The sequence below is a fragment of the Anaerovibrio sp. JC8 genome (genome assembly GCF_002100115.1).
Lineage (GTDB): Bacteria > Bacillota > Negativicutes > Selenomonadales > Selenomonadaceae > Anaerovibrio.
Genome location: NZ_ANBM01000007.1, coordinates 67,216 through 92,438, shown reverse-complemented (window position 1 = coordinate 92,438; position 25,223 = coordinate 67,216). Strand labels below are relative to the sequence as shown.

At 43.7% G+C, this 25,223-nt stretch carries 22 protein-coding genes; 15 read left to right on the top strand and 7 right to left on the bottom strand.

Going from position 1 to position 25,223, the window contains the following annotated elements; translation table 11 throughout:
* Positions 1–86: 86 nt before the first annotated feature.
* The 6 genes from D081_RS08440 to D081_RS08415 all read left to right on the top strand — a co-directional run bounded on the left by D081_RS08440 (position 87) and on the right by D081_RS08415 (position 7,400).
* Positions 87–1,580: a L,D-transpeptidase gene (locus tag D081_RS08440; RefSeq protein WP_158087615.1), complete on the top strand. Its 1,494-nt coding sequence runs from the start codon at positions 87–89 to the stop codon at positions 1,578–1,580.
* Between the two features lie 92 nt (positions 1,581–1,672).
* A complete protein-coding gene (gene polA, locus D081_RS08435) occupies positions 1,673–4,336 on the top strand; it encodes a DNA polymerase I (protein WP_085023756.1) in 2,664 nt (887 codons plus the stop codon).
* Positions 4,337–4,346: 10 nt separating this feature from the next.
* Positions 4,347–5,183 (top strand): bifunctional DNA-formamidopyrimidine glycosylase/DNA-(apurinic or apyrimidinic site) lyase, encoded by an 837-nt coding sequence (gene mutM / locus D081_RS08430; protein WP_233127464.1) that lies wholly within the window; start codon positions 4,347–4,349, stop codon positions 5,181–5,183.
* Between the two features lie 48 nt (positions 5,184–5,231).
* Positions 5,232–5,834, top strand: coding sequence for a dephospho-CoA kinase (coaE, locus tag D081_RS08425; protein WP_085023754.1), 603 nt, complete (start codon positions 5,232–5,234; stop codon positions 5,832–5,834).
* The gene (locus tag D081_RS08420) at positions 5,834–6,469 is read left to right on the top strand and encodes a lytic transglycosylase domain-containing protein (RefSeq protein WP_085023753.1); all 636 of its coding nucleotides are present in this window, start codon (positions 5,834–5,836) and stop codon (positions 6,467–6,469) included. Before coaE ends, D081_RS08420 begins: the two co-directional genes overlap by 1 nt.
* Before the next feature lie 4 nt (positions 6,470–6,473).
* On the top strand, positions 6,474–7,400 hold the full coding sequence (locus D081_RS08415; RefSeq protein ID WP_143272173.1) for an Abi family protein: 927 nt from the start codon (positions 6,474–6,476) through the stop codon (positions 7,398–7,400).
* Between the two features lie 110 nt (positions 7,401–7,510).
* Here the strand turns inward: D081_RS08415 and larA are convergent, their stop codons facing one another.
* On the bottom strand, positions 7,511–8,797 hold the full coding sequence (larA, locus tag D081_RS08410; RefSeq protein WP_085023751.1) for a nickel-dependent lactate racemase: 1,287 nt from the start codon (positions 8,795–8,797) through the stop codon (positions 7,511–7,513).
* 191 nt (positions 8,798–8,988) lie between these two features.
* Between larA and D081_RS08405 the strand changes: the two genes are divergently transcribed.
* The gene (locus tag D081_RS08405) at positions 8,989–9,534 is read left to right on the top strand and encodes a TetR/AcrR family transcriptional regulator (protein ID WP_158087614.1); all 546 of its coding nucleotides are present in this window, start codon (positions 8,989–8,991) and stop codon (positions 9,532–9,534) included.
* Between the two features lie 51 nt (positions 9,535–9,585).
* Positions 9,586–10,728, top strand: a complete 1,143-nt coding sequence (locus D081_RS08400; protein ID WP_158087613.1) for an acyltransferase family protein — start codon at positions 9,586–9,588, stop codon at positions 10,726–10,728.
* Positions 10,729–10,898: 170 nt separating this feature from the next.
* On the opposite strand, the gene D081_RS13020 is transcribed toward D081_RS08400, so the two are convergent.
* A complete protein-coding gene (locus tag D081_RS13020; RefSeq protein WP_255346645.1) occupies positions 10,899–11,024 on the bottom strand; it encodes a hypothetical protein in 126 nt (41 codons plus the stop codon).
* 117 nt (positions 11,025–11,141) lie between these two features.
* On the opposite strand from D081_RS13020, the gene D081_RS08395 reads away from it, so the two are divergent.
* A complete protein-coding gene (locus D081_RS08395) occupies positions 11,142–11,831 on the top strand; it encodes an MgtC/SapB family protein (protein WP_085023748.1) in 690 nt (229 codons plus the stop codon).
* A gap of 47 nt (positions 11,832–11,878) precedes the next feature.
* Here D081_RS08395 and D081_RS08390 read toward each other — a convergent pair whose 3' ends face one another.
* Positions 11,879–12,754 (bottom strand): Ltp family lipoprotein, encoded by an 876-nt coding sequence (locus tag D081_RS08390; RefSeq protein ID WP_158087612.1) that lies wholly within the window; start codon positions 12,752–12,754, stop codon positions 11,879–11,881.
* Positions 12,755–13,072: 318 nt separating this feature from the next.
* Here D081_RS08390 and D081_RS08385 point away from each other — a divergent pair, with 318 nt between their 5' ends.
* Both D081_RS08385 and D081_RS08380 read left to right on the top strand, forming a co-directional pair.
* On the top strand, positions 13,073–14,437 hold the full coding sequence (locus D081_RS08385; RefSeq protein WP_085023746.1) for an ATP-binding protein: 1,365 nt from the start codon (positions 13,073–13,075) through the stop codon (positions 14,435–14,437).
* Positions 14,438–14,543: 106 nt separating this feature from the next.
* On the top strand, positions 14,544–15,326 hold the full coding sequence (locus D081_RS08380) for a VWA domain-containing protein (protein WP_085023745.1): 783 nt from the start codon (positions 14,544–14,546) through the stop codon (positions 15,324–15,326).
* Positions 15,327–15,432: 106 nt separating this feature from the next.
* Here D081_RS08380 and fucO read toward each other — a convergent pair whose 3' ends face one another.
* The 4 genes from fucO to D081_RS08360 form a co-directional block, all read right to left on the bottom strand.
* Positions 15,433–16,578: a lactaldehyde reductase gene (gene fucO / locus D081_RS08375; RefSeq protein ID WP_085023744.1), complete on the bottom strand. Its 1,146-nt coding sequence runs from the start codon at positions 16,576–16,578 to the stop codon at positions 15,433–15,435.
* A gap of 180 nt (positions 16,579–16,758) precedes the next feature.
* Positions 16,759–17,883 (bottom strand): DUF362 domain-containing protein, encoded by a 1,125-nt coding sequence (locus D081_RS08370; protein ID WP_198941980.1) that lies wholly within the window; start codon positions 17,881–17,883, stop codon positions 16,759–16,761.
* A 117-nt stretch (positions 17,884–18,000) separates the two neighbouring features.
* Positions 18,001–18,927: an SGNH/GDSL hydrolase family protein gene (locus tag D081_RS08365; RefSeq protein WP_233127465.1), complete on the bottom strand. Its 927-nt coding sequence runs from the start codon at positions 18,925–18,927 to the stop codon at positions 18,001–18,003.
* A 38-nt stretch (positions 18,928–18,965) separates the two neighbouring features.
* Positions 18,966–20,636, bottom strand: a complete 1,671-nt coding sequence (locus D081_RS08360; RefSeq protein ID WP_085023742.1) for a DUF4127 family protein — start codon at positions 20,634–20,636, stop codon at positions 18,966–18,968.
* Between the two features lie 187 nt (positions 20,637–20,823).
* Here D081_RS08360 and D081_RS08355 point away from each other — a divergent pair, with 187 nt between their 5' ends.
* The 4 genes from D081_RS08355 to priA all read left to right on the top strand — a co-directional run bounded on the left by D081_RS08355 (position 20,824) and on the right by priA (position 25,216).
* A complete protein-coding gene (locus D081_RS08355) occupies positions 20,824–21,372 on the top strand; it encodes a DJ-1 family glyoxalase III (protein WP_085023741.1) in 549 nt (182 codons plus the stop codon).
* Between the two features lie 139 nt (positions 21,373–21,511).
* Positions 21,512–22,063: an adenine phosphoribosyltransferase gene (apt, locus tag D081_RS08350; protein ID WP_085023740.1), complete on the top strand. Its 552-nt coding sequence runs from the start codon at positions 21,512–21,514 to the stop codon at positions 22,061–22,063.
* 15 nt (positions 22,064–22,078) lie between these two features.
* Complete coding sequence (locus tag D081_RS08345; protein WP_085023739.1) at positions 22,079–22,657, top strand: hypothetical protein; 579 nt, start codon at positions 22,079–22,081, stop codon at positions 22,655–22,657.
* A gap of 90 nt (positions 22,658–22,747) precedes the next feature.
* Positions 22,748–25,216, top strand: a complete 2,469-nt coding sequence (priA, locus tag D081_RS08340) for a primosomal protein N' (protein WP_085023738.1) — start codon at positions 22,748–22,750, stop codon at positions 25,214–25,216.
* The last annotated feature ends 7 nt before the right edge of the window (positions 25,217–25,223 follow it).

The following is a 25,223-nucleotide window of genomic DNA, read 5'->3' as shown; positions in this document are numbered from 1 at the left end:
GGCTTTTTTATTATGTTTTAACGTTGAAAAAAACAAATTGCCATGATAAACTTGTAGTTGTAATTTATATTATCCGGAGGATGAATATGATGGGGTTTAGGGCAAGAAAAATTGTGGGCATGATATGCGCAGCAATGCTAATATACGGTACAGCCTGGGCAGCTGAACCGGTGGCAGCCAACGTGACTGAGCATGAGGTGGGTACTGCCAATGTTCAGACAGCAGCAGTGACCAATGGGGAACAGAAAGCTCATGAGGAGGAGCTGATTCCTATGGTCAATGATGGTACCAAGATTATGGTAAATCTTGCTTCACGGGGGATTTATCTTTATGAGAAGGGGATAAAGACCAAGATTTATCCTATAGCCTGTGGCAGAGTGGAATATCGTTCACCTGTAGGCTATTATAAGGTGTATGAAAAGGCGGTAAATCCTACCTGGATTGACCCATCTAACCGCGAAGTAGAGGTGGCTTCAGGTCCGGATAATCCTCTTGGATATCGCTGGATTGGCTTTAATGGCTACTATGGCATTCACGGCACCAATAATCCTGCCAGCATCGGCACCTATGCCTCCAAGGGCTGCATCCGCATGCGTGAGGAGGATGTGGAGGATTTGTACGAGCGGGTAGATGTTGGTACTCCTGTGGAGGTTTACTACAACCGCTGTGTAATGGAAAAATCTCCTGATGGCACGGTAGTATATTACATTTATCCTGATGCCTACGACTGTCAGCCTATTACAGTGGAGCAGATCAATGAGTGGCTCCACGGTTATGGTGTAGATTGTTTTGAAAGCAATGAGGCCATTCAGACCAATATTGACGATGCAGACGGTGAGCCAAATTATGTGGCCAAGCCATTTAATTTGCTGGTAAATGGAATTGACCTTCAGAGAAAGGCCGTTTTAAAGGATGGCATTTACTATCTGCCGATTTATCAGCTGTCTGAGGTCCTGAACATTCCTGTTCACAGTGATTTGGATGCTGGTATGGTTCGTACTTCTCATGGCTTCGCTACGGTTTATCTGTTTAAGGATATTCTCTATGTAAATGCTGATGAGGTTGAAGGCCTGTTTAATATCAGCGGTGGAAAATTCTCCAACAATTCCATGGTTTATAAGTCCAATCCTGTCAAGGCTGTTGAGCCGGTAAGGGAGCCGGAGACGGTCAAGGAGCCTGTAAAGGAAATTGTTGCTCAGCAAAACACATTGGTTCAGGCTGAAGCTGTAAAACAGCCCGAAAAGGTTGTAGAAGCCGAAAAGGCTAAAGAGCCTGAAAAAGTTACGGAAGCTGAAAAGGTTGAGTTGCCTGAAAAGGTTGAGACAGCCGAAAAGGTAATAGAGCCTGAAAAGGTTAAGGAAGCCGAAAATCCTAAGGCGTCTGAAGAGGCCAAGGCACCGGAGACGGTAAAGGAGGCTGAAGAGGCCAAGGCACCGGAGACGGTAAAGGAGGCTGAACCTGTAAAGGATAATGAGCCAGCTAAGCCGGCTGAAAATAAGAAGAAAAAGATAAAACAGCCTACTACCACAGTAAATACTACTCCTTGGTACGCCAGAAGGGTTACAGCGGTAATTAAATAAGTTTTGTAAAGTTTGTTTTTCAAAGCAGAGGTAGATAATATCTCTGCTTTCTTGTGCCTATACGTCCATAGGCTTTGTATGGGGGGAGAACCTTGAAGAAAAAGTTTTTTATTTTAGACGGAAGCAGCCTGTTGTATAGGGCCTTTTATGCCTTGCCACTTTTGGAATCCAAGTCCGGTGAGTTTACCAATGCCATTTATGGCTTTTCCAATATGCTGGTTAAGCTTATGACAGAGTGGAAGCCGGATTATTTGGTTATTGCATTTGATGCCGGCAAAAAGACCTTCCGCAATGATATGTTCACAGAATACAAAGGAACCAGAAAGCCTACTCCTCCCGAGCTTTTAAGCCAGATTCCAATTTTCCATGAAATGATTAAGGCCTGGGGCATATCCCTGGTGGAGCTTTCCGGATATGAGGCTGATGATATTATTGGCACTCTGGCCAACAAGGCCCTGGATAACGGCTGTGAAGCCTATGTGGTCACTGGTGACAGGGATGCCCTGCAGCTGGTTAAGCCTGATTTAAAGGTGCTGTTTACCAAGAAGGGCATTTCCGAGCTGAAGGTTTATGATGAGGCCGCTTTCCAGGAGGAATATGAGGGATTGGACCCAATTCAGCTCATTGACATGAAGGGGCTTATGGGTGATACCTCCGATAATATTCCGGGTGTACCGGGGGTGGGCCCAAAAACAGCCATGAAGCTGCTGGCAGCCTATGGTACTGTGGAGGAAGTGCTGCTCCATGTTGAGGAAATTGCGGGCAAGAAGCTGAAGGAAAACATCCGTGATAATCAGCAGATGGCTGTTTTGTCCAAGAAGCTGGCCACTATTTGTCTTGAGGTGCCTGTGGACTTCAATGAGGCAGAGTATAAAATCACCACGGACGGCAATGAGCTTACCCGCTTTTATACCCGCTACAATATCAAATCCATGCTGAAGGCTATTCAGCCATTTATTACCGATGGTGAGGCTGTGGCGGCTGTTCCTGAAGAAACGATTCCTGATTGCGTGATAATCAATGATATTTCAACGGCAGAGAAGGTTGTTGAGGAATGCAGACAGCATGGAAAGCTTTATGCTTCGGCCGTAATCAGGGGCAAAACTCCAGATTTATCCATTGAGGGGCTTGGGATAGCCGTAAATGGCAAGCGTTTTTTTGCAGAGGTCTCTACCAATGGTGAGTTTGGACAGGATTCGCTGTTTTTTGATGAAAGCACTGCTGACAACGGGCTTTGGAATGTATTCAAGGAGCTGTTTGCTGACGAATCGGTGGAAAAATATGTCCACGGCTTAAAGAATTATTATCATGCTGGTGTTGAGGTTAAGGGTAAGGTTTATGATTTGGAGCTTATAGGCTACCTTTTAAATCCTGTCAGCTCCAAATATGATATAGCCGAGCTGGCGTCCATATATGGTCCCAGCATCAATGCACCGGAAAAGAACGCGTCATTGTGTGAAAAAGAGTCATGGCAGGCAATGGCCATGGAGCGCATAAGTGCTGATATGCTAGAAGGCATGAAGGACAAAGAGCTGGACAGGCTGTATTTTGATATGGAGCTCCCATTGGCAGAGGTGCTGGCGGATATGGAGAGTAACGGAATCTATGTAAACCGCAAAAATCTCCATGAGCAGTCAGTGGCCGTGGGAAAAACCATTGCTGAGCTGGAGAAGGAAATTCATGAGCTGGCAGGACAGGAGTTTAATATTAACTCGCCAAAACAGCTGGGTGAAGTTCTCTTTGAAAAGCTGGGGCTGCCGGTGATTAAAAAGACCAAGACCGGATATTCCACCAACGCGGAGGTTCTGAATCAGCTTCGGCATGAGCATCCGGTTGTTGAGAAAATATTAAGCTATCGCCTTTGGACCAAGCTGAAATCCACTTATCTTGACGGTATTAGTCAGCTTATAAATCCGGATACCAACCGTGTTCATACCAATTTTAATCAGACTGTTACGGCAACGGGAAGACTCAGCAGCTCTGATCCAAATTTACAGAATATCCCGGTCCGTACAGAAGAAGGCAAGAAAATCCGTCTGCTTTTTGAGCCTGGAGAGGGCTATGATTATCTTCTCAGTGCTGATTATTCCCAGATTGAGCTAAGAGTCTTGGCGGATATGTCAAAGGATGAGAGCTTTATCAAGGCCTTTAAAAATAATGAGGACATTCATGCCCGTACTGCTGCAGAGGTGTTTGGAATCTCAATTGATGAGGTTACCCAATTGCAGCGCCGTAATGCCAAGGCAGTAAATTTCGGCATTGTTTACGGTATCAGCGATTATGGCCTGTCCCAGGATTTGGGAATTACCCGCAAGGAAGCTGCCGGGTATATTGAAAGCTATTTTGAAAAATGCAAAGGTGTGAAGACCTTTATTGATAAGGTGGTTGAGGATGCCCATGCCAAGGGATATGTGCAGACCTCCTTTGGTCGGCGCCGTGAGCTGCCTTCCATCAACAGCTCCAATTATATGCAGCGGATGCTGGCTGAAAGAATGGCCATGAACACACCAATTCAGGGTACTGCAGCTGATATAATCAAGCTGGCAATGATTAAGGCCCACAAAATGCTGAAGGATGCCAAGCTTAAGAGCCGCATTCTTCTTCAGGTTCATGATGAGCTGGTATTGGAGGTTGTGGAGTCCGAGATTGAGGCAGTAAAGAGCATTTTAAGGGATGCAATGGAAAATATTGTCAAACTGGATGTGCCTCTTTCCATTGATATAAACATGGGTAAGAATTGGGCTGAGGCTAAATAGTAAGGGGGAAATGGCCATGCCGGAAATGCCGGAGCTTGAAACCATAAAGCGTTCATTGGAGCCACATATAAAGGGCAGGAAAATCACTGATGTGGAGCTGCTTCTGTCCAGACAAATAAAATTCCCGTCCCCTGAGGAGTTTGTATCCCGTATTAAGGGACAAGTAATCAGCGAGCTTCTGCGCAGGGGAAAATATCTTATTTTAAAGCTGAACAATGGAATATCCCTGGTTATCCATCTTAGAATGAGCGGACAGGCCTGCTACTGTGGTCCGAATGATCCCGATAGAAGGCATTCACGCATTATTTTCCATTTGGATGATGATGCCCGCTTTATTTTTGCGGATACCCGCACCCTGGGAACCATCTATGCCATGACGGATGAGGAGCTTCCACAGATTGGTGGTTTGGCAGAGCTGGGGCCGGAGCCTCTTAGTGACGAATTTACCCTGGAGTACCTTAAAAATATACTTTCCAGAAAAAAGGGCAAAATAAAGAGCTTTCTTTTGAAGCAGAACTATATTGCAGGCCTGGGAAATATTTATGTGGATGAGTGCCTGTTTTTGGCGGGAATTAATCCTTTAAGGACCCCTGATTCTGTAACTGGAACTGAGGCCAAGAAGCTGTATGCCTCAATTAATAAGGTTATAGAGGACGGAATAAATGACGGTGGTACCACCTTCCGGGACTATCGTGATGGTACTGGTGGCAAGGGAAGTCATCAGGATAATCTTTATGCCTATGGCCGTGCTGGTCAGCCATGTCGTAAATGTGGTACTATAATGGAGAAGCTGAAGGTTGGTGGCCGTGGTACCGTCTATTGCCCTAAATGTCAGCTTCCTAAATAATACTTAAATATATTAGTAATGCTTCAAAAATAAGGATTCATTTAAAATATGAAGATTATTGGTTTAACTGGTGGTATAGCCAGTGGCAAGAGTACTGTTACCAACTACCTTCGTCAGCAGGGCTATACTGTGGTGGATTGTGACAAAATTGCCTGGGAGCTGGCAGAGCCTGACCGTTCAATATGGCAGATATATTTTGCCCGTTATGGCAGCAGGGTTATAAACCCTGACAGAAGCCTTAATCGTCAGGCTGTTGCTGATATTGTGTTCAACAATAAAAATGAGCTGTCAGTCATTAACAGCCTTGTGCATCCCCTTATAAAGGAGGAGATGCTTTCCCAGGTGGAGGAGGCCAGAAGCAGGGGAGAGAAATATATTTTTCTGGATGTACCTCTGTTGTTTGAGGCTTCTTATGATAAAATAACTGATGAAACATGGCTGGTATATGTACCCCGTAATACACAGCTCAAAAGGCTGATGGCTCGAAATCACTACAGCCGTGAGGAAGCTATTCGACGGATAGATTCACAGATGAGCCTTGAGGAAAAGAAAAAATTAAGTGATGTAATAATAAACAACAATGCTGACAGAAAGCGACTTCGCAGTCAGCTTGAGGAAAAGCTGGAAAAATTGATGTTAGAAGGTGAGTAATGGACAGGGAAGACGAACGTTTAAAACGTCGCCGTGAATATCTACGCCAAAAAAAAGAATTTCAGAGACGAACCTGGAGCTGCGCAATAGGTATTATCATCCTTCTGATGGCCTTTGTGGTTTTCTTTGTTACTCAGCAGAAAAGTGTTCAGCAGACCTTCATGTTTCCGTATCATTATCGCCAGATTGTTCAGGTGTGCAGTCAGGAGCATGGCGTGGATGAGTTTTTGGTGGCTGCGGTCATAAAGAACGAAAGCAATTTTAAGGATAAGGCAGTTTCCACCCCTGGGGCCATTGGACTGATGCAGCTTATGCCTGATACTGCCAAATGGATTGCAGGGGAAATAAACGATGAAAGCTATTCTCCGGAGATGCTTGAGGCCCCGGAGATGAATATATACTACGGTTCATGGTATTTGGGCCGTTTGTTGAAGGATTTTCACGGCAACAAGATATTGGCCCTGGCGGCCTATAATGCCGGACATGGCAACGTGGAGGAATGGATGAAGGAATATGGCTGGGATTATGATTTTAATGATATATCCGCCATTCCTTTCCGGGAAACCGAAATGTATGTCAAGAGCGTCTTGAAAACGGAAAAGAAATATATTCAATTATACGGAGAGAGTGAATAATACCTTGGCTAATAACAAGCTCAACCTTGAGGGACAGATACAGCAGATGAAGTCGAAAAATATTGGCTTCAACATAGTGAAGGAACCGGAAGCACTGGAATATCTTGCCAGACATACCTATTATTTTCGGCTTAAGCATTATGCAGAAAACTATGAGAAAACCAAGAAGCCTGGGGTAGGTACCAGATATGTAGATCTGGAATTTGCCTATTTAAAGGAATTGTCCCTTCTGGACCTTTATTATCGCCGGGTAATGTTTAATCTCGTGCAGGATGTGGAGCATTATGCCAAAATCCAGCTTTTGAACGCCCTTGCCCGCAACAAGAAGGAAAATGGCTACAGCATTGTCAGTGAATACATGGAAAAGCGCAAATACATGGACAAGGAATTGTCCCGCCACCAGTCCAAGTATGCCAAGGGCCTGATTGAAAAGTACAATGGAAATTTTGCCGTATGGAATATTATAGAGGTTCAGACCTTCTCACAGTTCATTGACCTCTATCAGATGTATTTTGAAAAATATCAGCAAAAGCATGTTGAGGCCAAATATCTTGATACGGTAAAAATGCTCCGTAACAGTATTGCCCATAACAACTGCCTGATGTTTAACCTTCATCCATCTGCTACGGCACCGGATACTGATTTGGCTATTAAAATTGCGGTGGATATGGGCCTGGATGAAAACGAATCAAGGGTGCTGAATCATGTTTCCTTCATTAAGGAGCTAAATATAACCCTCTTTGTTTTCTGGAATATTGTTACCAGTACCGAGGAAAAGCATTTTCAGCTGGAGCTGTTGCATGATTTGGTAAATAAGCGCTTCAACCGTCACATGTATTATTTTGAAAACAACGCTACAGTATTACCGGTATTAAAATATGCACAAAAGCTGGTAAAGTATTACTTTGATATGATTCACGAAGAAAAATAAATAGACACAAAAACAGCTGCCGGGGGTATCTGGCAGCTGTTTTTGTGTTGGACTATCATTAGGATAATCGAGTTGGGTTATATGTGTATGTAATGATAGGGAACGACTAATTAATCACGGACTATAACGGATATTCCGTTTGGAATACAGGTTACAGTAGCATTTTCACCCTTGATGCGGCGTGCCTCTGCATAAGCCTCTTCCAGGGTAGGGAAGTAGTGGGCCTTCAAATCCTCAATAAGCTGCTTCTGGGCCGGATCAGCCACAAAGAGAACAGTGTGCTTTCTGAGAATGCGGCACCAAACCTGGGCACACCACTGATCCGGGAGAGTTTCCTCCTGCGGTGTGTTCACGCACTTCTGGAAAAACTCATCGGCAGTGGCAGCATCATGTATAGAGTCATAATAAGACTGACCGCCGTGGCCGTCTTTACAGGTGGCCAGCATTATTATGACACCGCCTTCATTAATGGAGGCCTCAGCGGCGGTCATCCCCTTTGGACACTGGTATGCGTTCTGGTCCAGTGGATAGCCACCGTTGGTTGTGATAACAATATCAGCAGGAGCTGGCTTTACGGCACAGTACTTCGCCAGGAATTCAGTGCCCTCCAAATGTGCTGTTTCAAAATTGCCGGCATAAGCGGCAACAGTTTTTTGTTCTTCGTCAATAATTACATTGCAGATAAAGGCAAGCTTGGCCATCTTGGCTGCAGCCACCATATCAATGTGCAGTGGATTACCCTTCAAAATACCGGTACGGGCATAAGGGGAGGCAATAAACTCACCGCAATGGTTGCCCATAACAGTTACAGCATCACAAATTCCAGGCAGGACACTCTTGCGTCCACCGGAGAAGCCGGCAAAGAAATGAGCCTCAATGAAGCCTTCTGCCACCAGCAGGGAAGATTCAGCAGCCACCTTGTCAATTATGCAGTCTGGGCCGGATGGCAATACACCAACCTTGGTGTTGCAATCTGGATTATGGGCGTCATGTACTATGATGTTTTCTTTGAATTCATCATACAAGTCATCCCCAAGTTTACTGCGCAATTCATCAATGCTTGTAGGACGATGGAAGCCGGTAGCTACCAATAGCTTGATTTTTATATCTGGGCTGCCCTTGCGGAGCTCAGCGATCATTTCAGGTAAAATATCCTTGCTTGGAACAGGACGGGTGTGGTCAGAAATAATGATGCAGCAGTCCGGCTTACCCTTGGCAAGCTCGGAAAGACGTGGGCTGTCTATTGGATTCATCATTGCTTCATGCACGATTTCACGGCCGGAGCGGGAGCTTTTCAGTTCATCCACCCGGGAGGTGAGAACTGCACTTTCAGCTGGAACCTCCAGTTCAACAGTACCTGTATCGTAGAGAAAACTAACTTTTTTGGTATTTTTCATGTTATTTTGCATCCTTTCCTTCTGATATCTCTATTGTAATTTGTTCGACAAATTTTGTCAAAGACCTTTTTTTCATATGATAAATTTTTATTGAAAATATTTCAAAATTATTTTTTAAATTGACACCGACCGATTAATCGGTTATTATTTAAAACATGAGAAAGCGTGATGAACAAAAGAGTAATTTAATATTGAAAACCACCGCAGACCTTATGGCCAAGCAGGGGATCAGTGGGGTATCCATGTCCATGATCGCCAAGGCTTCCGGTGTTCCTCAGGCCACTATTTACGTGTATTTCAGCAGCAAGGAGGAGCTGCTGAAGGAGCTTTATAAGTACGTAATCAAAAAGAATTGCGACTACATTATGGAAGATTTTGATGACAGTGGCGATATAAAGGAATGCTTTAAGCGATATTTTTGGCGGATGGTGGAATATTTTCGCCTTTATCCTGCGGAGTTTCAGGTTTATGAGCAATTTATGTCGTCTATGTTGGGCAAAGCATTGATGCTGGATAATGTTACTGACTTATTCGAGCCTATGTATGCCTTTGTAGAACGGGGGCAAAAAGAGGGGATTATAAAAAAAGAGCTGCATCCTATTGTGGTCCTGAGTTATTTTTCTCTTTTGGCTTCCAATATAGAAAAGGGTAAGCTGTTTTGGGGCAATAGGGCCGATGACATTGTTTACCAAATCATTTTTGATACCAGCTGGGATGCTGTTACTATACACAAATAATTATTCGAAGGGTGTTGTATTGTTAAGATGACGGGGAAAAGACTATTTTTTATGGATAATCTGAAGATGTTTACCATTAATCTGATGATTGTCTTCCATTTAGGACTTTGCTACATGGCATACGCTCCGGAATGGTGGTATGTGGTGGATAAGGAGCATTGTTCACTGTTTCTTACAGGTTTTGTTTGCTGGGTTGATATCTTTATTATGCCAATGATGTTCTTTATCAGTGGTTATTTTGGTATCAGGACCTTAAAAAAGCACGGGGGAAGCAAGTGGTGGCATGGCCGCTTTAAGCGGATTATTGTTCCGTGGATAGTGGGTGCAGCCCTTTTTGCGGCTCCTGTATCATATCTGACCTTCTTTAGCCGTAACTATCCTGTTGATTTTGCCACTTTTTGCCGTGACTGGTTTTTCTTTGACCCGGTAAATGGCGGATCCGGTTTGTTCTTTTCCCATATCCAGTATTGGTTTTTGGGAATTTTGACGGTATTTTATCTGCTTATGTACATTATCAGCAGATTGGACAAGAACTACCTTACCCAGTATGAGCCTACTCCAAATGACAGATCCATGGCCGTGCCATTGTTTATCTTTGTATTTTGTAATGTTGTAGCCATGGATATTATTACAGGCTTTGATGATTTATGGATTCATCTCAGCTACTTCCTTGTTCTTCAGCCATGCCGTATTTTGCCATATGTGTGGGCATTCTTTTTGGGTGCTTATGCCTGGAAGCATCAGTGGTTTACTGATAACGGATATAAGCCTTCTGTAAAGATTTGGGTACCTTTTTTTGTTATTGCTACTGCGGCTTATCCTTTGTGGGTGCTTATGGGCCGGTTTATGGTGGCTAATCCGCTTCATTTCGTCTTTATCAGGGGAATTTTGCAGGCCTTGATGTTTACTTCATCCTTCTTTGGCCTCTTGGCAATTTTCTTCAGATTTTTCGATGGAACCAATAAGTTCTGGGGAGAAATGGCCGCCAATTCCTATACCATGTACTACGCTCACATGCAGATCGTATTCCCGGTAGCATATTTCCTGCTTCCATTGGATATTCCGTGGTTCCCTAAGTGGATACTGAGCAGCATAATCGGCCTGTTTGTGACATATTGTGTAAGTAAGCTGCTGCTGTTCCTGCCGTGCTTTGCCAGCAGTAAAAAAGCCAAGCTGTCTTATTACGAAAAATAACGACGCTTGGCATTGAATGCAGCTAAAGCATTAATTTATTAAAATATATCTATACTAATAAGGTTACTGTGATATAATCATTATAGTAACCTTATTTTATTTTTGAAAATAAAAAAGGCACCTGATAAAAATCAGCTGCAATTTCAGTTTAGTGAAGAATATCTCTAAGATTAGAGAATAGACTTCACAAGGGCACGCATTTCGCTCATAGCCAGCTCTGGTGCAAAGATGCAAGGAATAGCTGCTGCTACGGTGAATAACCCTACCATTGAAAATAACATATCGATGTTAGTCAATGTTCCCACTCCTTTCGTGGCGATATTCAGTTTTTAAAAACTGTTGGTAGTTTATAACAATTATTGATTGATGTCAAGAATTATTTTTAGATTTTAGATATTTATGGCGGTGATTGTATGGAAATCAGTTTTGTAACGCCTAATGACCTGGTTCTTTTGGGGAGATTGGCGCTGTCCTGTATATTAGGTGGGCTCATAGGATATGAACGTGAGTCCAAAAGCAAATCAGCAGGCCTTAGAACCAATATGCTGGTGTGTCTGGGTTCCTGCCTTATTATGATTCTTTCCACTGAGATTTATTCCACAGTTGAGGGAAAAACCAATGCGGATCCGGCCCGTTTGGCAGCCCAGGTAGTAAGTGGTATCGGTTTCCTTGGTGCAGGTGCTATCATGAAAGAGGGGCTCAACGTCACTGGTCTTACCACCGCCGCCTGCCTGTGGGTAGTTGCCGGTGTTGGACTTTCTGTAGGTGCCGGCTATTACATGAGTGCCTTTATGACAGCGGCACTGGTATTTTTGGTATTGGAGGTTTTTGCCAAGCTGGATTCCTTTCACCCTATTGATAAGAAGATGACAGCAAAAGCAATAATTAAAAATGATTCAGTAACTATCCAGCAAATATATGATGTCTTAAAGCTCCATGACGTAAAGATAAGTCAGGTGAAAATGAAGACTGCCGAGCATTGTCAGGATGATTCCAAGGCTCTGGTTGAGATGGATTTGATTAACACCAAGCATATTAGAGAAGTTGAAATAATGAATGCAATGTATGCTTTGGATGGAGTAGAGACAGTAGAAATGACTTAATATATAATGGCATATAAAATGAAAAGGAGACCCGAGGGGCCTCCTTTTTATATCAGCGAAACAGCATATTGAACCTCATTCTTGGCAAAACCTTCCACGAGAAGCCGCTGGTTGATTTTGTCATTGGACCAGCCCATTTCCTTGTATTGACGGGCTTTGCCCAAAGCCTGGGCCTGCCAGTCAGCCACCACGTTGGTCATGGCATAAAAGGCTTCCTCCCTGGTAAAGCCCTCATTTGGAGAAAGAAGCTGAGTATAGATGCCATTTTTTGAATAATAGCCGGTGGTTAAATAATCACTGGCCCGATTTAAAGCATTATTTTTCCAGTCTATATCAGCATTTTCACTGATCATAGTTGCAATATTTCTGGGATAACCATTGTTCAGCATATATTTGAATAATCCCTTTTTCGAGAGATGATTCGATAGAGAATAGGCTTTGGCCTGTTGTAAAGCCCCCTGATATTCCGGAGGGATGGTTTTGGATGGTTGAGTATTAGGCTGAGTAGGCTGAGGGATTATAACTGGTTGTGGTGTAATAGGCTGTGGTGTTACAGAAGGGATAGGGGAGGCTGAAGTAGCATTACCACTCTGTGGCGACTTAAGGGTAGAAAGATGCTTTAATTCTGTAAGTACTAAATCCGGGTCTGCATTGCCAGTAATACGGGCTGTAATATGAATGTCGCCATCATCATCAATATGCCGTTCTATTTTTTTATCCAGCACCTTTACAAAACTGCTGCTAAAGGTGACTATTTCATCGTGGGTTACAACAGCATTTTCTACTTTGGTATTGCTTGATACAACTACGCCTACTTGTTCAGATATATCTCGTAGGGCTTCCTTTACTGCACTGTCTTCAGCCTGCTGCAAGGTCTCATTATCGCTGACAGTATATTCCCCAGTGCCCCGAAATGTTTCCATTCGAGCCTCACTATGTTGAGGGATAAAAGAGAACAGGCTAATGGCCAATAATGTATGTAAGATAAGTTGTCTATAGTGTTTCATATCCATCCGCTCCTAAGTGTATTTCTACTGATATTTTATTCATTTTAGCCATAAAATTGCAAATTAGAATTAAATTAAGGGGCTGTTTTGGCAAATTTGTACTTCAAGTATACATTTGCCAATTTTTATGAGAAAATGTGATAAAAGCAATAAAAATGTGTTGAAAAATGTGATTTTCATCGCTAAAAATGCCAGAAAAATGTGATATAATATAAGCGAAATGGGGTGATTTTTGTGAGTGACCGTTTACAACGTAAAATTGACCAATATTTAATTGAATGGAAAAACTCAGAAGGACATCTGCCCCTAATCGTTAGAGGGGCACGTCAGATAGGAAAAACTGAAGCTATAGAGCATTTTGCCAGGAATAATTATAAACATGTGGTGGAAATAAATTTTATATTACAGCCAGAGTACCAACATATTTTTGCTGACGGTTTTGATGTAGACCGAATAATTCAAAACATAACGTTTATAAATCCTGATTTTGCTTTGGAAGCGCACGAAACATTGATTTTTTTTGATGAAATGCAGGTGTGTCCTAGTTGTGCCACCAGCCTGAAAGCATTTAAAATTGATGGACGTTTCGACATAATATGTTCTGGCTCTATGATGGGATTAAATTATCAGGAGATAGAATCCAATAGTGTAGGGTATAAGCAGGATTATAATATGCACTCATTGGATTTTGAAGAATACTTGTGGGGCAAGGGATATTCGTCAAAGCAAATTGATATGCTTTATGAGTGCATGAAGGAGCTGAAGCCTCTTTCAACTGGAATGATGAGTTCTTTGCGTCAAAATTTTCAGGAATATTTAATGCTGGGGGGGATGCCAGCTGTGGTTTGGCTTTTTATTCAGCAAAAGAACTATAGCGGTATTCTCAATCTACAAAGCCAATTGCTGCTCGACTATGAAGAAGATATTACAAAATATGCCGGGGGCCTGGATAAAGTCAAAATCCTTAATGTTTACAGAAAAATACCGGTTTTTCTTGGGCAGGATAATAAGAAGTTTAAGATATCAAAAGTCGCCCATGGTGCAAGAAGTCGGGAATACGTTGGCGTTGGTGATTGGCTGATAAATGCTGGTATTGTAAATGTGTGTTACTGCCTGGATACTTTGTCACTGCCTTTGCGGGGTAATTACAATCCAGATAATTATCGCTTGTATTATGGTGATACGGGATTACTGATTGCCAGTTTAGACGAGGAGGCCCAGACAGATTTGCGGGCAAACCGAAATTTTGGCGTTTATAAGGGAGCATTGATAGAAAATGTTGTAGCTCAAATGCTTAAACAACAGGGGTACAATTTGTATTTTTATCGTAATGACAATGCCACTGTGGAAATGGATTTCTTCTTACGTGATGCCGATAGTTTAATACCTTTGGAAGTTAAAGCAACTAATGGTGCTACAAAGTCACTTAATGCTCTCATTAGTGCTGATAAATATTCTGACATAATATACGGAATAAAATTAGGTGATACCAATATTGGCTGGAATGGTAAGTTTTACACCTTCCCTTATGCATTAACATTCTTGCTTAAACGGTGGCTAAAGGAACATATTCCTGTTGAAATAAATGCTGATTCATGATATAGCAGGAAAAATATCATAAATCACGAAAGTAGTAATGTAGATTATGATTGTGATTATTGTGCCCTCATTTACAACTATTACTTGATTGATGGGAGATGATTAAATGTACAGAAGCTTATTAATGTTGGTATCGATGCTGGTTTTTAGTACAGGTATATGCTTTGCTCAGGTGTTGCCAGTGAACAGCTTGCCGGAAAAACAAGTAACGGAAATAAGGCAAACGGATTTATTGCCACATGAGCATACTTCAGAATGCCAGCTTACATCCGCTGAGCCAGTGCAAATTGTATGCATTTTGGACCGCTCCGGCTCAATGAGACATTTAGTTGGAGATACTATAGGCGGTTATAATTCTTTCTTGGATAAGCAGCGGCAGGAAAAGGGAAGTGCTGAGGTTACCACGGTTCTTTTTGATGATAAGTATGAAAAGCTGGTGGAAGCAGAGGATATAAAGAAGGTGTCTGAGCTAACCGACAAAGAATACTATGCAAGAGGGATGACTGCCCTTCTGGATGCAGTGGGAAGAACGATTACAGATATATTTGGCAAAATGAATCATGATGGTATTTGCCCTGCCAAGCGCCGAGTGTTGTTTCTCATTATGACCGATGGCAAAGAAAATCACAGCAAGGAGTATACCAAAGCAGACGTAAAGACCATGATAGAAAAGGCAACTCAGGAGTACAAGTGGAATTTTATTTTCATGGGAGCAAATATGGATTCTGTGTCTGAGGCTGCGTCTATTGGAATTTCAGCTGACCATGCAGTAAATTTTGCACATGATTCTGCTGGCGTTAGACAATCTTTTGACCTTATGAGCGAGGCAGCCACGGAAATGAGGGAAGCAGGCACTGTTGGTGAAGGCTGGAAAAAAGGTGATGAATAATTTAAGCATATTTTGAGAAAAGTTTAGTGACGTTACCAGAAAATAGGCATTGGCTGCAGTTGAGCCAATGCCTATTAAAGTGATTTTATTTAATTGGTGTTACGAGTTACATGAGCTGTCGGAACATATCGATTACCTGTTGTTCGGTGGCTTCGCAAGGGTTGCCAGGGTAGCAGGCGTCAGCCAGGGCATCCTTGGCCAGAATCTTAAGGTCAGCTTCGGTAATCTTTTCGTTCTTGACTGGAATTCCAACATCCTCAGACAGCTTCTTTACTGCAGCAATGGCAGCATCCCGGTATTCGGCCTGGGACATGGAGTCAACATTGGCTACACCCATAGCACGGGCAATTTCACGATAGCGCTCGCCAGTGTGTTCCTTGTTGAATTCCATGGAAATTGGCAGAAGCATAGCACAGGCAACACCGTGAGGAGTGTCATAATGTGCACTGAGAGTATGGGCCATCGCATGGTCTATCCCCAGACCTACATTGGAAAAGCCCATTCCGGCTATATACTGAGCCAAAGCCATGCCGTTGCGTCCTTCTGGCTTGTTGGCTACTGCGTCACGAAGATTCTGGGAAATAAGCTTGATTGCTTCCAGATGGAACATATCGGTAAGCTCCCAGGCTGCCTTGGTAATATAGCCTTCAATGGCATGGGTGAGGGCATCCATACCGGTGGCAGCGGTCAATCCCTTTGGCATGGAAGCCATCATATCAGGGTCAACAATAGCCACAGAAGGAATATCATTAGGGTCAACACACACGAATTTACGCTGTTTCTCCACATCGGTAATTACATAGTTGATGGTAACCTCTGCTGCAGTTCCGGCAGTAGTTGGTACAGCGATGGTAGGTACAGCATGGTTCTTGGTTGGAGATAAGCCCTCCAGTGAGCGTACATCCTCAAATTCCGGATTGGTGATAATAATACCAACAGCTTTTGCTGTATCCATGGAAGAACCGCCACCAACAGCAATTATGGAATCGGCCTTGCACGCCTTAAAGGCTGCCACGCCATCCTGTACGTTCTGGATGGTAGGATTTGGCTTAATCTTGTCATAAACAGTATAAGGAATATTGTTTTTGCTCAGCAGGTCTGTAATCTTGGCTGTTACCCCAAATTTTACCAGGTCCGGATCGGTGCATACAAAGATATGCTTATAACCGCCCCGTTCAACTTCACCAATAATTTCATTGATGGAACCGGAACCATGATAGGAAACTGTGTTTAATACGATTCTGTTTGACATTTGGTAATCCCCCAATCTGTTATAAATAATACTCTATGTAAATTTTAATCCATTTGATTAGCCATGACAATAAATAAAGCAAGAATTTTATAAATAGTTTGACAATTATATATAAAATGATATATAAGCTATAAAATAAAGCACTGGTTCAAAATTGAGCCAGTGCTTTTAGAATGATGTTTATTTCATTACGATTAATTCATAATCTCTGGTGCCGATGCCGATTTTTTCGCTGTGCTCCAGGGTTTCCTTCCAATGTACGTTAGGGTTGTTGTTGAGCCAGTGGTCACCATGGTCATGGTGGTGTGGGTCAGCCAGATTATCTCCCAGCTGGGAGTTGCGTATAGGCTCTGCCTTTTGGCAGATGTCCACGCAGGCCTGGTCAAGGGCAACCGGGTCAAAGGAGCAGGCAATACCCAGATTTGGCAGAATAGGGGCATCGTTTTCACCGTGACAGTCACAGTTTGGTGATACATCCATAATCATGTTGATATGGAAGCAAGGACGGTCCTGAACAACAGCCTGGGCATATTCAGCCATCTTCTTGTCCAGCAGATCCCCGGCATCCCATTGGTCGTTGCGGATAGCATCAAATGGGCAGGCACCGATACAGCGGCCGCAGCCCTTACAGATATCCTTGTCAATAATGGCCTTTTTATTTTCATAGGTGATGGCATTGGAGCCGCAATGCTTGGAACAAATCTGGCAGCCACGGCACTTATCCGGATTTACAACCACCTTGCCGGAGGAATGCTGTTCCATCTTGCCGGCACGGCTGCCACAGCCCATACCGATATTCTTGATGGCACCACCGAAGCCGGTCATTTCATGGCCCTTGAAGTGAGCCAGGGAAATGAATACATCAGCGTCCATAACAGCACGGCCAATCTTGGCAGTTTTGCAGTACTCACCATTTTTTACAGGAACCTCAACATCATCGGTGCCTTTAAGGCCGTCACCAATTATTATCTGACAGCCGGTGGAAATGGTGTTAAAGCCGTTGATATTGGCACAGTCCATGTGCTCCAGGGCATGCTTTCTGCTGCCAGGATAAAGAGTGTTGCAGTCAGTAAGGAAGGGGAGACCACCCTGTTCCTTAACCAAATCTGCTACCACCTTGGCATAGTTGGGACGCAGAAAAGCCATGTTTCCCAGCTCGCCAAAATGCATTTTTATGGCTACAAAGCGATTTTCCATGTCAATATCCTTAAAACCAGCTTTGATAAACAGATTCTTCATCTTTGTCAAAATACTGGTACCAACAGGAACACGGAAATCAGTAAAGTAAACCTTTGATTTGTCCATAATAACCTCCAAAATATCATTACACACAACACTTCTGTTTAAAGAATATCATAAGTAAAGCAGTGAATCAAACTAATGTTTTTTAGTTTAAATCACTGCTTTTACCCTTACAAATATTTACTTTTTAAGCATTGTTTCTACTTTGTCTTTGAGATATTCAGCAATTTTTCTGGAACCCTCCTGGGTAGGATGAACACCATCACCAACGTAATCAGAGGCCTGAAGGAGAGGAGTACCCTTATTCAGCGGAATATAATAAATGGCTTTATCACCTTGCTTTATAAGCTCCTTTACAGCTTTTTCCGTCCACAGGCCGGCATCAGGCCCGATAACTGCCGGAACAGGTTCTATGCAGATTATGGCAGCCTTGGGATTATGGTTTCGCACTACATTTATAAGGTTAATGTATCCCTTAATAAATTCATCCTCTGTAGGCTTATTTTCAAAGAGAAAGTCATTGGCACCGATGGAGATTAAAATTGCATCTGTAGGATTATCTGCAAAATTCCAATCAGGATGCTCGTCATTCCAGTTAAATGAGTAATAGGTCCAAGGATAGCGGTCAGCAGTGTGTACCTGGTTATATGGCCATTCCTCTGCGTAATTATGTACAAGTCCCTCACCAGATTTTCCTAAAACACTGTAATCTGCATCCAGCATTCTGGCCAGCTGTGGACCGTAGGACATATCGTTGTTCTCCACATCGTGGTACATCACCACCTCATGGGGACCGTCATTAAAGGCACCGGCTGTAATGGAGTCACCAACAAATTCCAGCTTCAGGCGATTAGGCTCCTTAATTGGGAGGAATTCAGCGCCATCATCCAGTATAAAGCCCATGAATATACTAAGTCCTGCTTCACCCTCCGTGGAGCGGACCAGCCTGATTTCATGCTGTCCATTTTCCAGATTCTCTGCAAGGATGGTGGTTTCTTTTTTGAACTTTATTCTATTATATGGTTTTCCATCTATTTCATAGCGCCACCAGCAGTTTCTGTCATCCATTCTGGCAGCAATGCTGGTGCCTGTGAAACGGGCTTTTATATATGTTGCTCCGTTGCCACAGGTAGCCTGCTGGTCCTCTACATTCCAGCGGCCGAAAAATTTATGTTTTTTTTAAAATCGTTGCTTTCGTTAATGGTAATCCCTCCAATAAAGGTAATATGCCATGGGAAAGTGACCTTAATGTCAGTGGAGTTGGGATATTCACCCAGATGCTGGGCTGCAAAGGCACGAAGCTCGTTTGCAACAAGGCTTTCAGCAGTTTTTTCATAGTCTGCCAAATCAAAATAATATTTGGAGCCTGGAAGACTTCTCATTAGCTTTTCACGCACATTTGCCTGATAGCCCCAGTCATCCAGATAGCGCTTTACCAGCAGTTTGTTGCAGTCCTCCTGGGAAAGACTGAGGTTTACAAGTCCTTGTCCAAGGGCGAAGCCCGTACTGTTGGTAGGGGTATTCCAGCCGGAGTAGGAACGCAGCCTGAACAGCAGTTTATTTTCTGAAAGCAAATTCATAAGGGCGTTGTCACTGCCATTTGCGAAGCAGATGTCAGCCAAAGCCACCTTACGTCCCTTGGCAATATTCTCCTGAATCATGTTCAGAAAATATTGGGAGTCCCTGCGTGGCTGTCCGTCGTTATACATAGGCTCCGGATCGTTAGGGTCAGGGTAGCCATCTGTAGTACGTCCCTTGTAATCCGTGTTTACCAAAAGCACTAAATCAGCCTTATCAGCTTTATCAGTTTCCCATGCACCGGCCATGATCAATTCGTCCTTTATGGACTTGTGAATTCTGGCATCGGAAAATTTTGGTACTGTATCCTCGCCTGTTCCCATGTTGAATTTTACATTTACAGAGTATTGCTTGTTCTCAATGGAAGTAACAGCTCTTGTCAACAGCAGCATACCAAATTCATCAATACCGTTGGTAATCATAAATTTGTTATTTGGCAGGTTTAATTTTTTGGAATAGGTAATAAGGTGACGGGACTCTTGATGGGTAGCACAGAATGGAGCATTATCATCCTTGCCAATAACAAAAAAGTTTAAGGTTCCATTCCTGGTTAAATCCATAAGGCGTTTGGTAACCGTAATATTTTTTGTCCGCCGCCCAAAATAATCCTTGTGAACACCACTTGGAATTTCGGCCTTTAGCTTTTCGAATTCCGCTTTTTCTTTTGCCCCTAGTACGCGAATTTCTTTTTGGTCATTTAGGGCAGAATATTTAAAAAGCTTATTGCCATAATCCTGATAATAGGCTGGTTCCTCAGCACCGGCAGCTGCGCCGTCCTTGGGAGTACGCATGAGGGAGGCAAAGGCGAATACCTTAACCTTTGGATTAGCTTTCCTTAAGTTCTTAAATTTATCTGTTCTTGATAACAATTCATCCTCTGTGGCGTTATGATTCCGGGAAGCCACCAGCCCGCCGTAAATCAGTGAGTCAGTGGATACTACTGCCACATCAGCCTTTGCGATATTTTTATTAACCCAATTCCATAGCTCTGCTGTATCCCCATTGTTATGCAGGCCCCCCAGCATATCCTTGGGAGGCATTATCACATTGTAGCCTGCCAGCTCCAGGGCTTCCGTGGATTGCTCACAGGAAGTGGGGCGATTATCGTGGGGAACAAATAAAATTGTCCCCTGACCTGTGGACTGGGCTGCGGCCTCTGTCTGTGGCAGGTCTGCAGAATTGGACAGGCCAAACACCAGTGATAGCATGGATAATAGAATTGAAAGCTTCTTTTTCATAATTGGACTCCAAATAATTGATATTGTTTTAAATAACAGTTTTTGCAGTTATCTCTGTTAATTATACATATCGACTAATTCTCTTTGCAAGGCAGGAAGATTTTTCCTTATTAAATGGGAAAATATGAGTATTTAGGTTATAATTAAGATAACGTATTAATAATTTCATGTAAGGAGCGATAAAAGTATGAAAGCATTAGTTTTGTTGGCCAATGGTTTTGAAGAGGTTGAGGGCCTGACCCAGGTTGATTTTCTCCGCCGTGGCGGCATTCAGGTTACGGCTGCTTCCATTCATGGGGAGAAAAAGGTTGTTGGTGCCCACAATATTACTGTAGAGGCTGATGAGCTTCTTTCCAATTTGAATTCTGATGAATATGATATTGTTGTGCTGCCAGGTGGAATGGGCGGTATGAATAACTTAGGCGGCAGCAAGGAAGTAGTGGCTCTCATAAAGAAATTTAATGAAGCTGGAAAATGGGTGGCTGCTATCTGTGCCTCTCCATCTGTTCTTGGTGACAATGGTCTGGTAGAGGGTAAAAAATGCACCTGTTACCCTGGCTTTGAAGGTCGCCTGAAGGGTGGCAAGACCAGCACTGATGAGGTTGTGGTTGATGGCAATATTATCACCAGCCGGGGCCCAGCTACTTCTATTGCCTTCGCTTTGAAGATGATTGAACTGCTGAAGGATAAGGCAACAGCAGAAGAGGTAGGCAAGGATACCCTTTATCTTAAATAATATTTGGAGTAAATGACCCTGCCTCTGGTGGGGTCGTTTTTGCTTTGGTTGTATTTCGCAATCAGCTAAAAATATGGTATAATGAAATGGTTTTGTGAAAACATTTAACTATTTTAATAACCAATAAGGAGTTTTTCTGATGAGCTTAACCGCAAGTGACATAAACTATGTAAAGGATCATATCCGTCTGGTGGATGATTTCCCAAAAGAGGGAATCAAGTTTGTGGACATTACCACAACCTTAAAGGATGCCAAGGCCTTTGGCCTGACTCTGGACTATATGAAGGAGCTGGTCAAGGGTGAGAAGATTGATATGATTGTGGGCCTGGAATCCCGTGGCTTTATTTATGGTGCAGCTCTTTCCGCAGCCATGAATATCGGCTTTGTGCCTATCCGCAAGCCGGGCAAGCTGCCAGCAGAGGTTATCAGTGTGGATTATGATCTGGAATATGGCAGTGATACCATTGAAATACATAAGGATGCCATAAAGCCGGGCCAGAAGGTGTTAATCGTTGACGATCTGCTGGCTACCGGCGGTACTGCTACTGCGGCTGCCAAGCTAATTAAGAAAATTGGCGGCGAGGTTGCAGCGGCTGTATTCTTTGTGGAGCTGACTACCCTTGGTGGTCGTCAGAAGCTGGAAAATGACGGTATTAAGGTTATGTCCATGCTTCAGTACGATTTGGATTAAGGAGGACGCAGTTCCATGGGAGTTAAGTTTGTTAAGAAGTCTGTGGCCGTTGTGGCGGCACTTTGCCTGATGGTGCTGAGTGTGCTGGTGGCTGGTTGCGGCTCCAAGAATATTGAATTGCACGATGTAAGTGTAAATGGCCATGCAGGAACACTGACCATGAGCCTGCCTTTCGATTTCAGAAATCCTATGGCTCCAAAGACCTTCCCTAATGGTACTACTATCTGTACCAGTGCGGATCATAACAGTGATTTTGAGATAACTGTTATGAGTGTTCACTACGACCGGGCCAAGTACAAGCAGTTTACTACCTTCGATTTTAAACCTGACTTAAATAAATACTCCGAGGATCTTTTAAAGACCTATAAGAGCAAGCGCAGTGCCACCGGCGGTCAGCTGGAGGATGCCACAGTTGCCGGCGAGCCGGCCAAGGTAACTACCCTGGATGGTACCAGCAACGATATTAAGATTAAGACCAGATTCATTTCCTTCTTCAAGGGTGATGAGCATTGGTGCATAACGATTTCCTACAAGGCCGACGATGAGGATTATCAGAAGGCGGCGGACAAAATGATAGAGAGCATACATTTTTAATGTATAAAAGCACCTAATAAAGTTAAACGGGACTAGCAAAACAGTCCCGTTTCTTCGTTATATTAGTCATACATAGGATGGATTGATATTGTGATACTGGCTGATGTTTATATTAATATTCCCATAAAAAGCATATCCCAGGCATACAGCTATATAGTTCCTGACGAGCTGAGCTACCTCGATGTGGGCTGGCGTGTTATTGTACCCTTTGGCGGCCGCAGCATTGAGGGCTTTATTGTATCTGTAAGAAATGTGGATGAGAACAGTATTGGTGGAGAATATAAGCTAAAGCCTATTAAGGAAACCCTGGACGAAGAGGCATGGTTCACAAAAGAGGTAATTGAGGCAGCCCGTTGGATGGCGGATTTTTATCTTTGCTCCGTGGGGGAAATGATGCGTCTGTTTATTCCGGGGAAAAGTGGGGCCCATATTCAGCTGGCCTATGAGGCGATTCACGGTCAGAAGGATAATGTGCTGTTGCAGGTTCAAAGCTACGGTCGGGTCTATGAGGCTTTGGTAGCTGCCGGAACAGCCAAGAAAAAGGAGCTAAAGGACCAGCTGGTGGCAGACGGTAATGAGGACATTGCCCAGGAGCTGGAAAATATACTGGAGAAGCTGCTGCAGTATAATGTTATAAAACGGGTATATAATGCAGATAATAAGGCCAAGGCGGCTTTTCAGACTGTTTATGTACCATCACTGCAGCTGACAGAGGAAATACTGGAGGAATATTCACGCAAGCCTGCACAGAAAAAGGCATTGCTGTATATAAATGACAAACAGCAAGCAGTGGCAGAAGAAAGTAAGCCACTCATTTTTACAGCAGAAGATTTCAAAAATAAAGGAATATCGGCTGCCACTATAAAAGCATTGACAGAAGCCGGTATGCTTTCCAAGAGCAGACAGCGTGTTTTCCGTAACAGCTATGATTCCTTGTCTGTAAAGCGTAAGGAAGTGGAGCTGACCAGGGAACAAAGGGCTGCGGTGGAAGCCATAGAGGAAGCAGTAGCTGCCAAGAAATTCCAGGAGTTTTTGCTTTATGGAGTAACAGGCAGCGGCAAGACCCAGGTGTACATAGAAGCTGCACAGAAGGTGCGGAAAATGGACCGCCGGGTTGTGGTTCTGGTGCCTGAAATAGCCCTTACGGGTCAGGTGGTACAGGCCTTTAAAAGCTATTTTGAAGAAGATATTATCGTTATTCATAGCCGTCTGTCCATCAGTGAGCGTAATGATGCCATTATGCGGGTACGGCGGGGAGAAGCCGGAATCATTATTGGGGCCCGTTCCGCCCTCTTTACTCCGGCGGATAATCTGGGACTGATTATCATGGATGAGGAGCAGGACAATTCCTACAAACAGGATGAATCACCCCGTTATCATGCCAGAGTGGTGGCAGAAAAGCTGGCTCAGATTTATGGGGCACCCCTGTTGCTGGGCAGTGCCACCCCTTCACTGGAAACCTATCACAAGGCCCATACAGGTCAGTGTACCATGCTGAGACTTCCTTATCGCATTGGCAATAAGCCATTGCCTGAGGTGTCCTGTGTGGATATGCGGCAGGAGCTGAAAAGGGGCCGCCGAAATATTATAAGCTATCCTTTGCGTCTTCTTATTGAAGACACTATCAGCAAGGGGGAGCAGATGATTATAATGCTGAACCGTCGGGGCTTCGCTACCTTTGTTATGTGCCGCTCCTGTGGTGAGGTTATAAAATGTCCGCAGTGTACCATGCCACTGGTTTATCACAAGGACAAGAGGCTTATGTGCCATCATTGTGATATTACGGTGCCGGTTCCGGATGTCTGCCCGAAGTGCGAGAGCCGTTATATTAAATATTTTGGTTCCGGAACTGAAAAGCTGGAGCAGGAGCTGCAAGCCTTGGTTCCTCAGGCCAGAGTGATTCGCATGGACAGGGACACCACAACGGGCAAGTTTGGCCACACTAACATTATTAACAGGTTCCGTGATAAGGAGTTTGATATTCTTTTGGGAACTCAGATGGTGGCCAAGGGCCATGATATTCCCAACGTAACAGCAGTGGGTATTATAAGTGCGGATTCGGCCTTGAATATGCCGGATTTCCGGGCCGCAGAGCGGGTGTTTATGCTCATCACCCAGACCGCCGGCCGGGCCGGGCGTGGAGATATTCCCGGAAAGGTTATTGTTCAAAGCTATTCACCGGAGCATAATGCGGTTCAAAGTGGCATAAAGCAGGATTATCAGGCATTTTATGACGAAGAAATGAAGCTGCGAAAGAGTCTGTTCTTCCCGCCTTTTTGCCGCATTGTTAAGCTGATTTTCCAAAATGAACAGCCTGAGCTGGCCCGCCAGCAGGCTCAAAATTTAAAGGATAACTTCCTTGATAAATTTGGCCGTACCGCCCATCATCAGATTATTGGGCCGGCCCCGGCCATGATTCCTACCTTCAAGGGAGTTCACCGTTTTTCCATGTTGATTAAGACTGATGATTTAAAGGTTGTAAACACTTTTCTGCGGGAACAGGGTATTCACCGCGATATGAATGTAATAATAGATATCGACCCCATAACCACAGCCTGATTGGAGC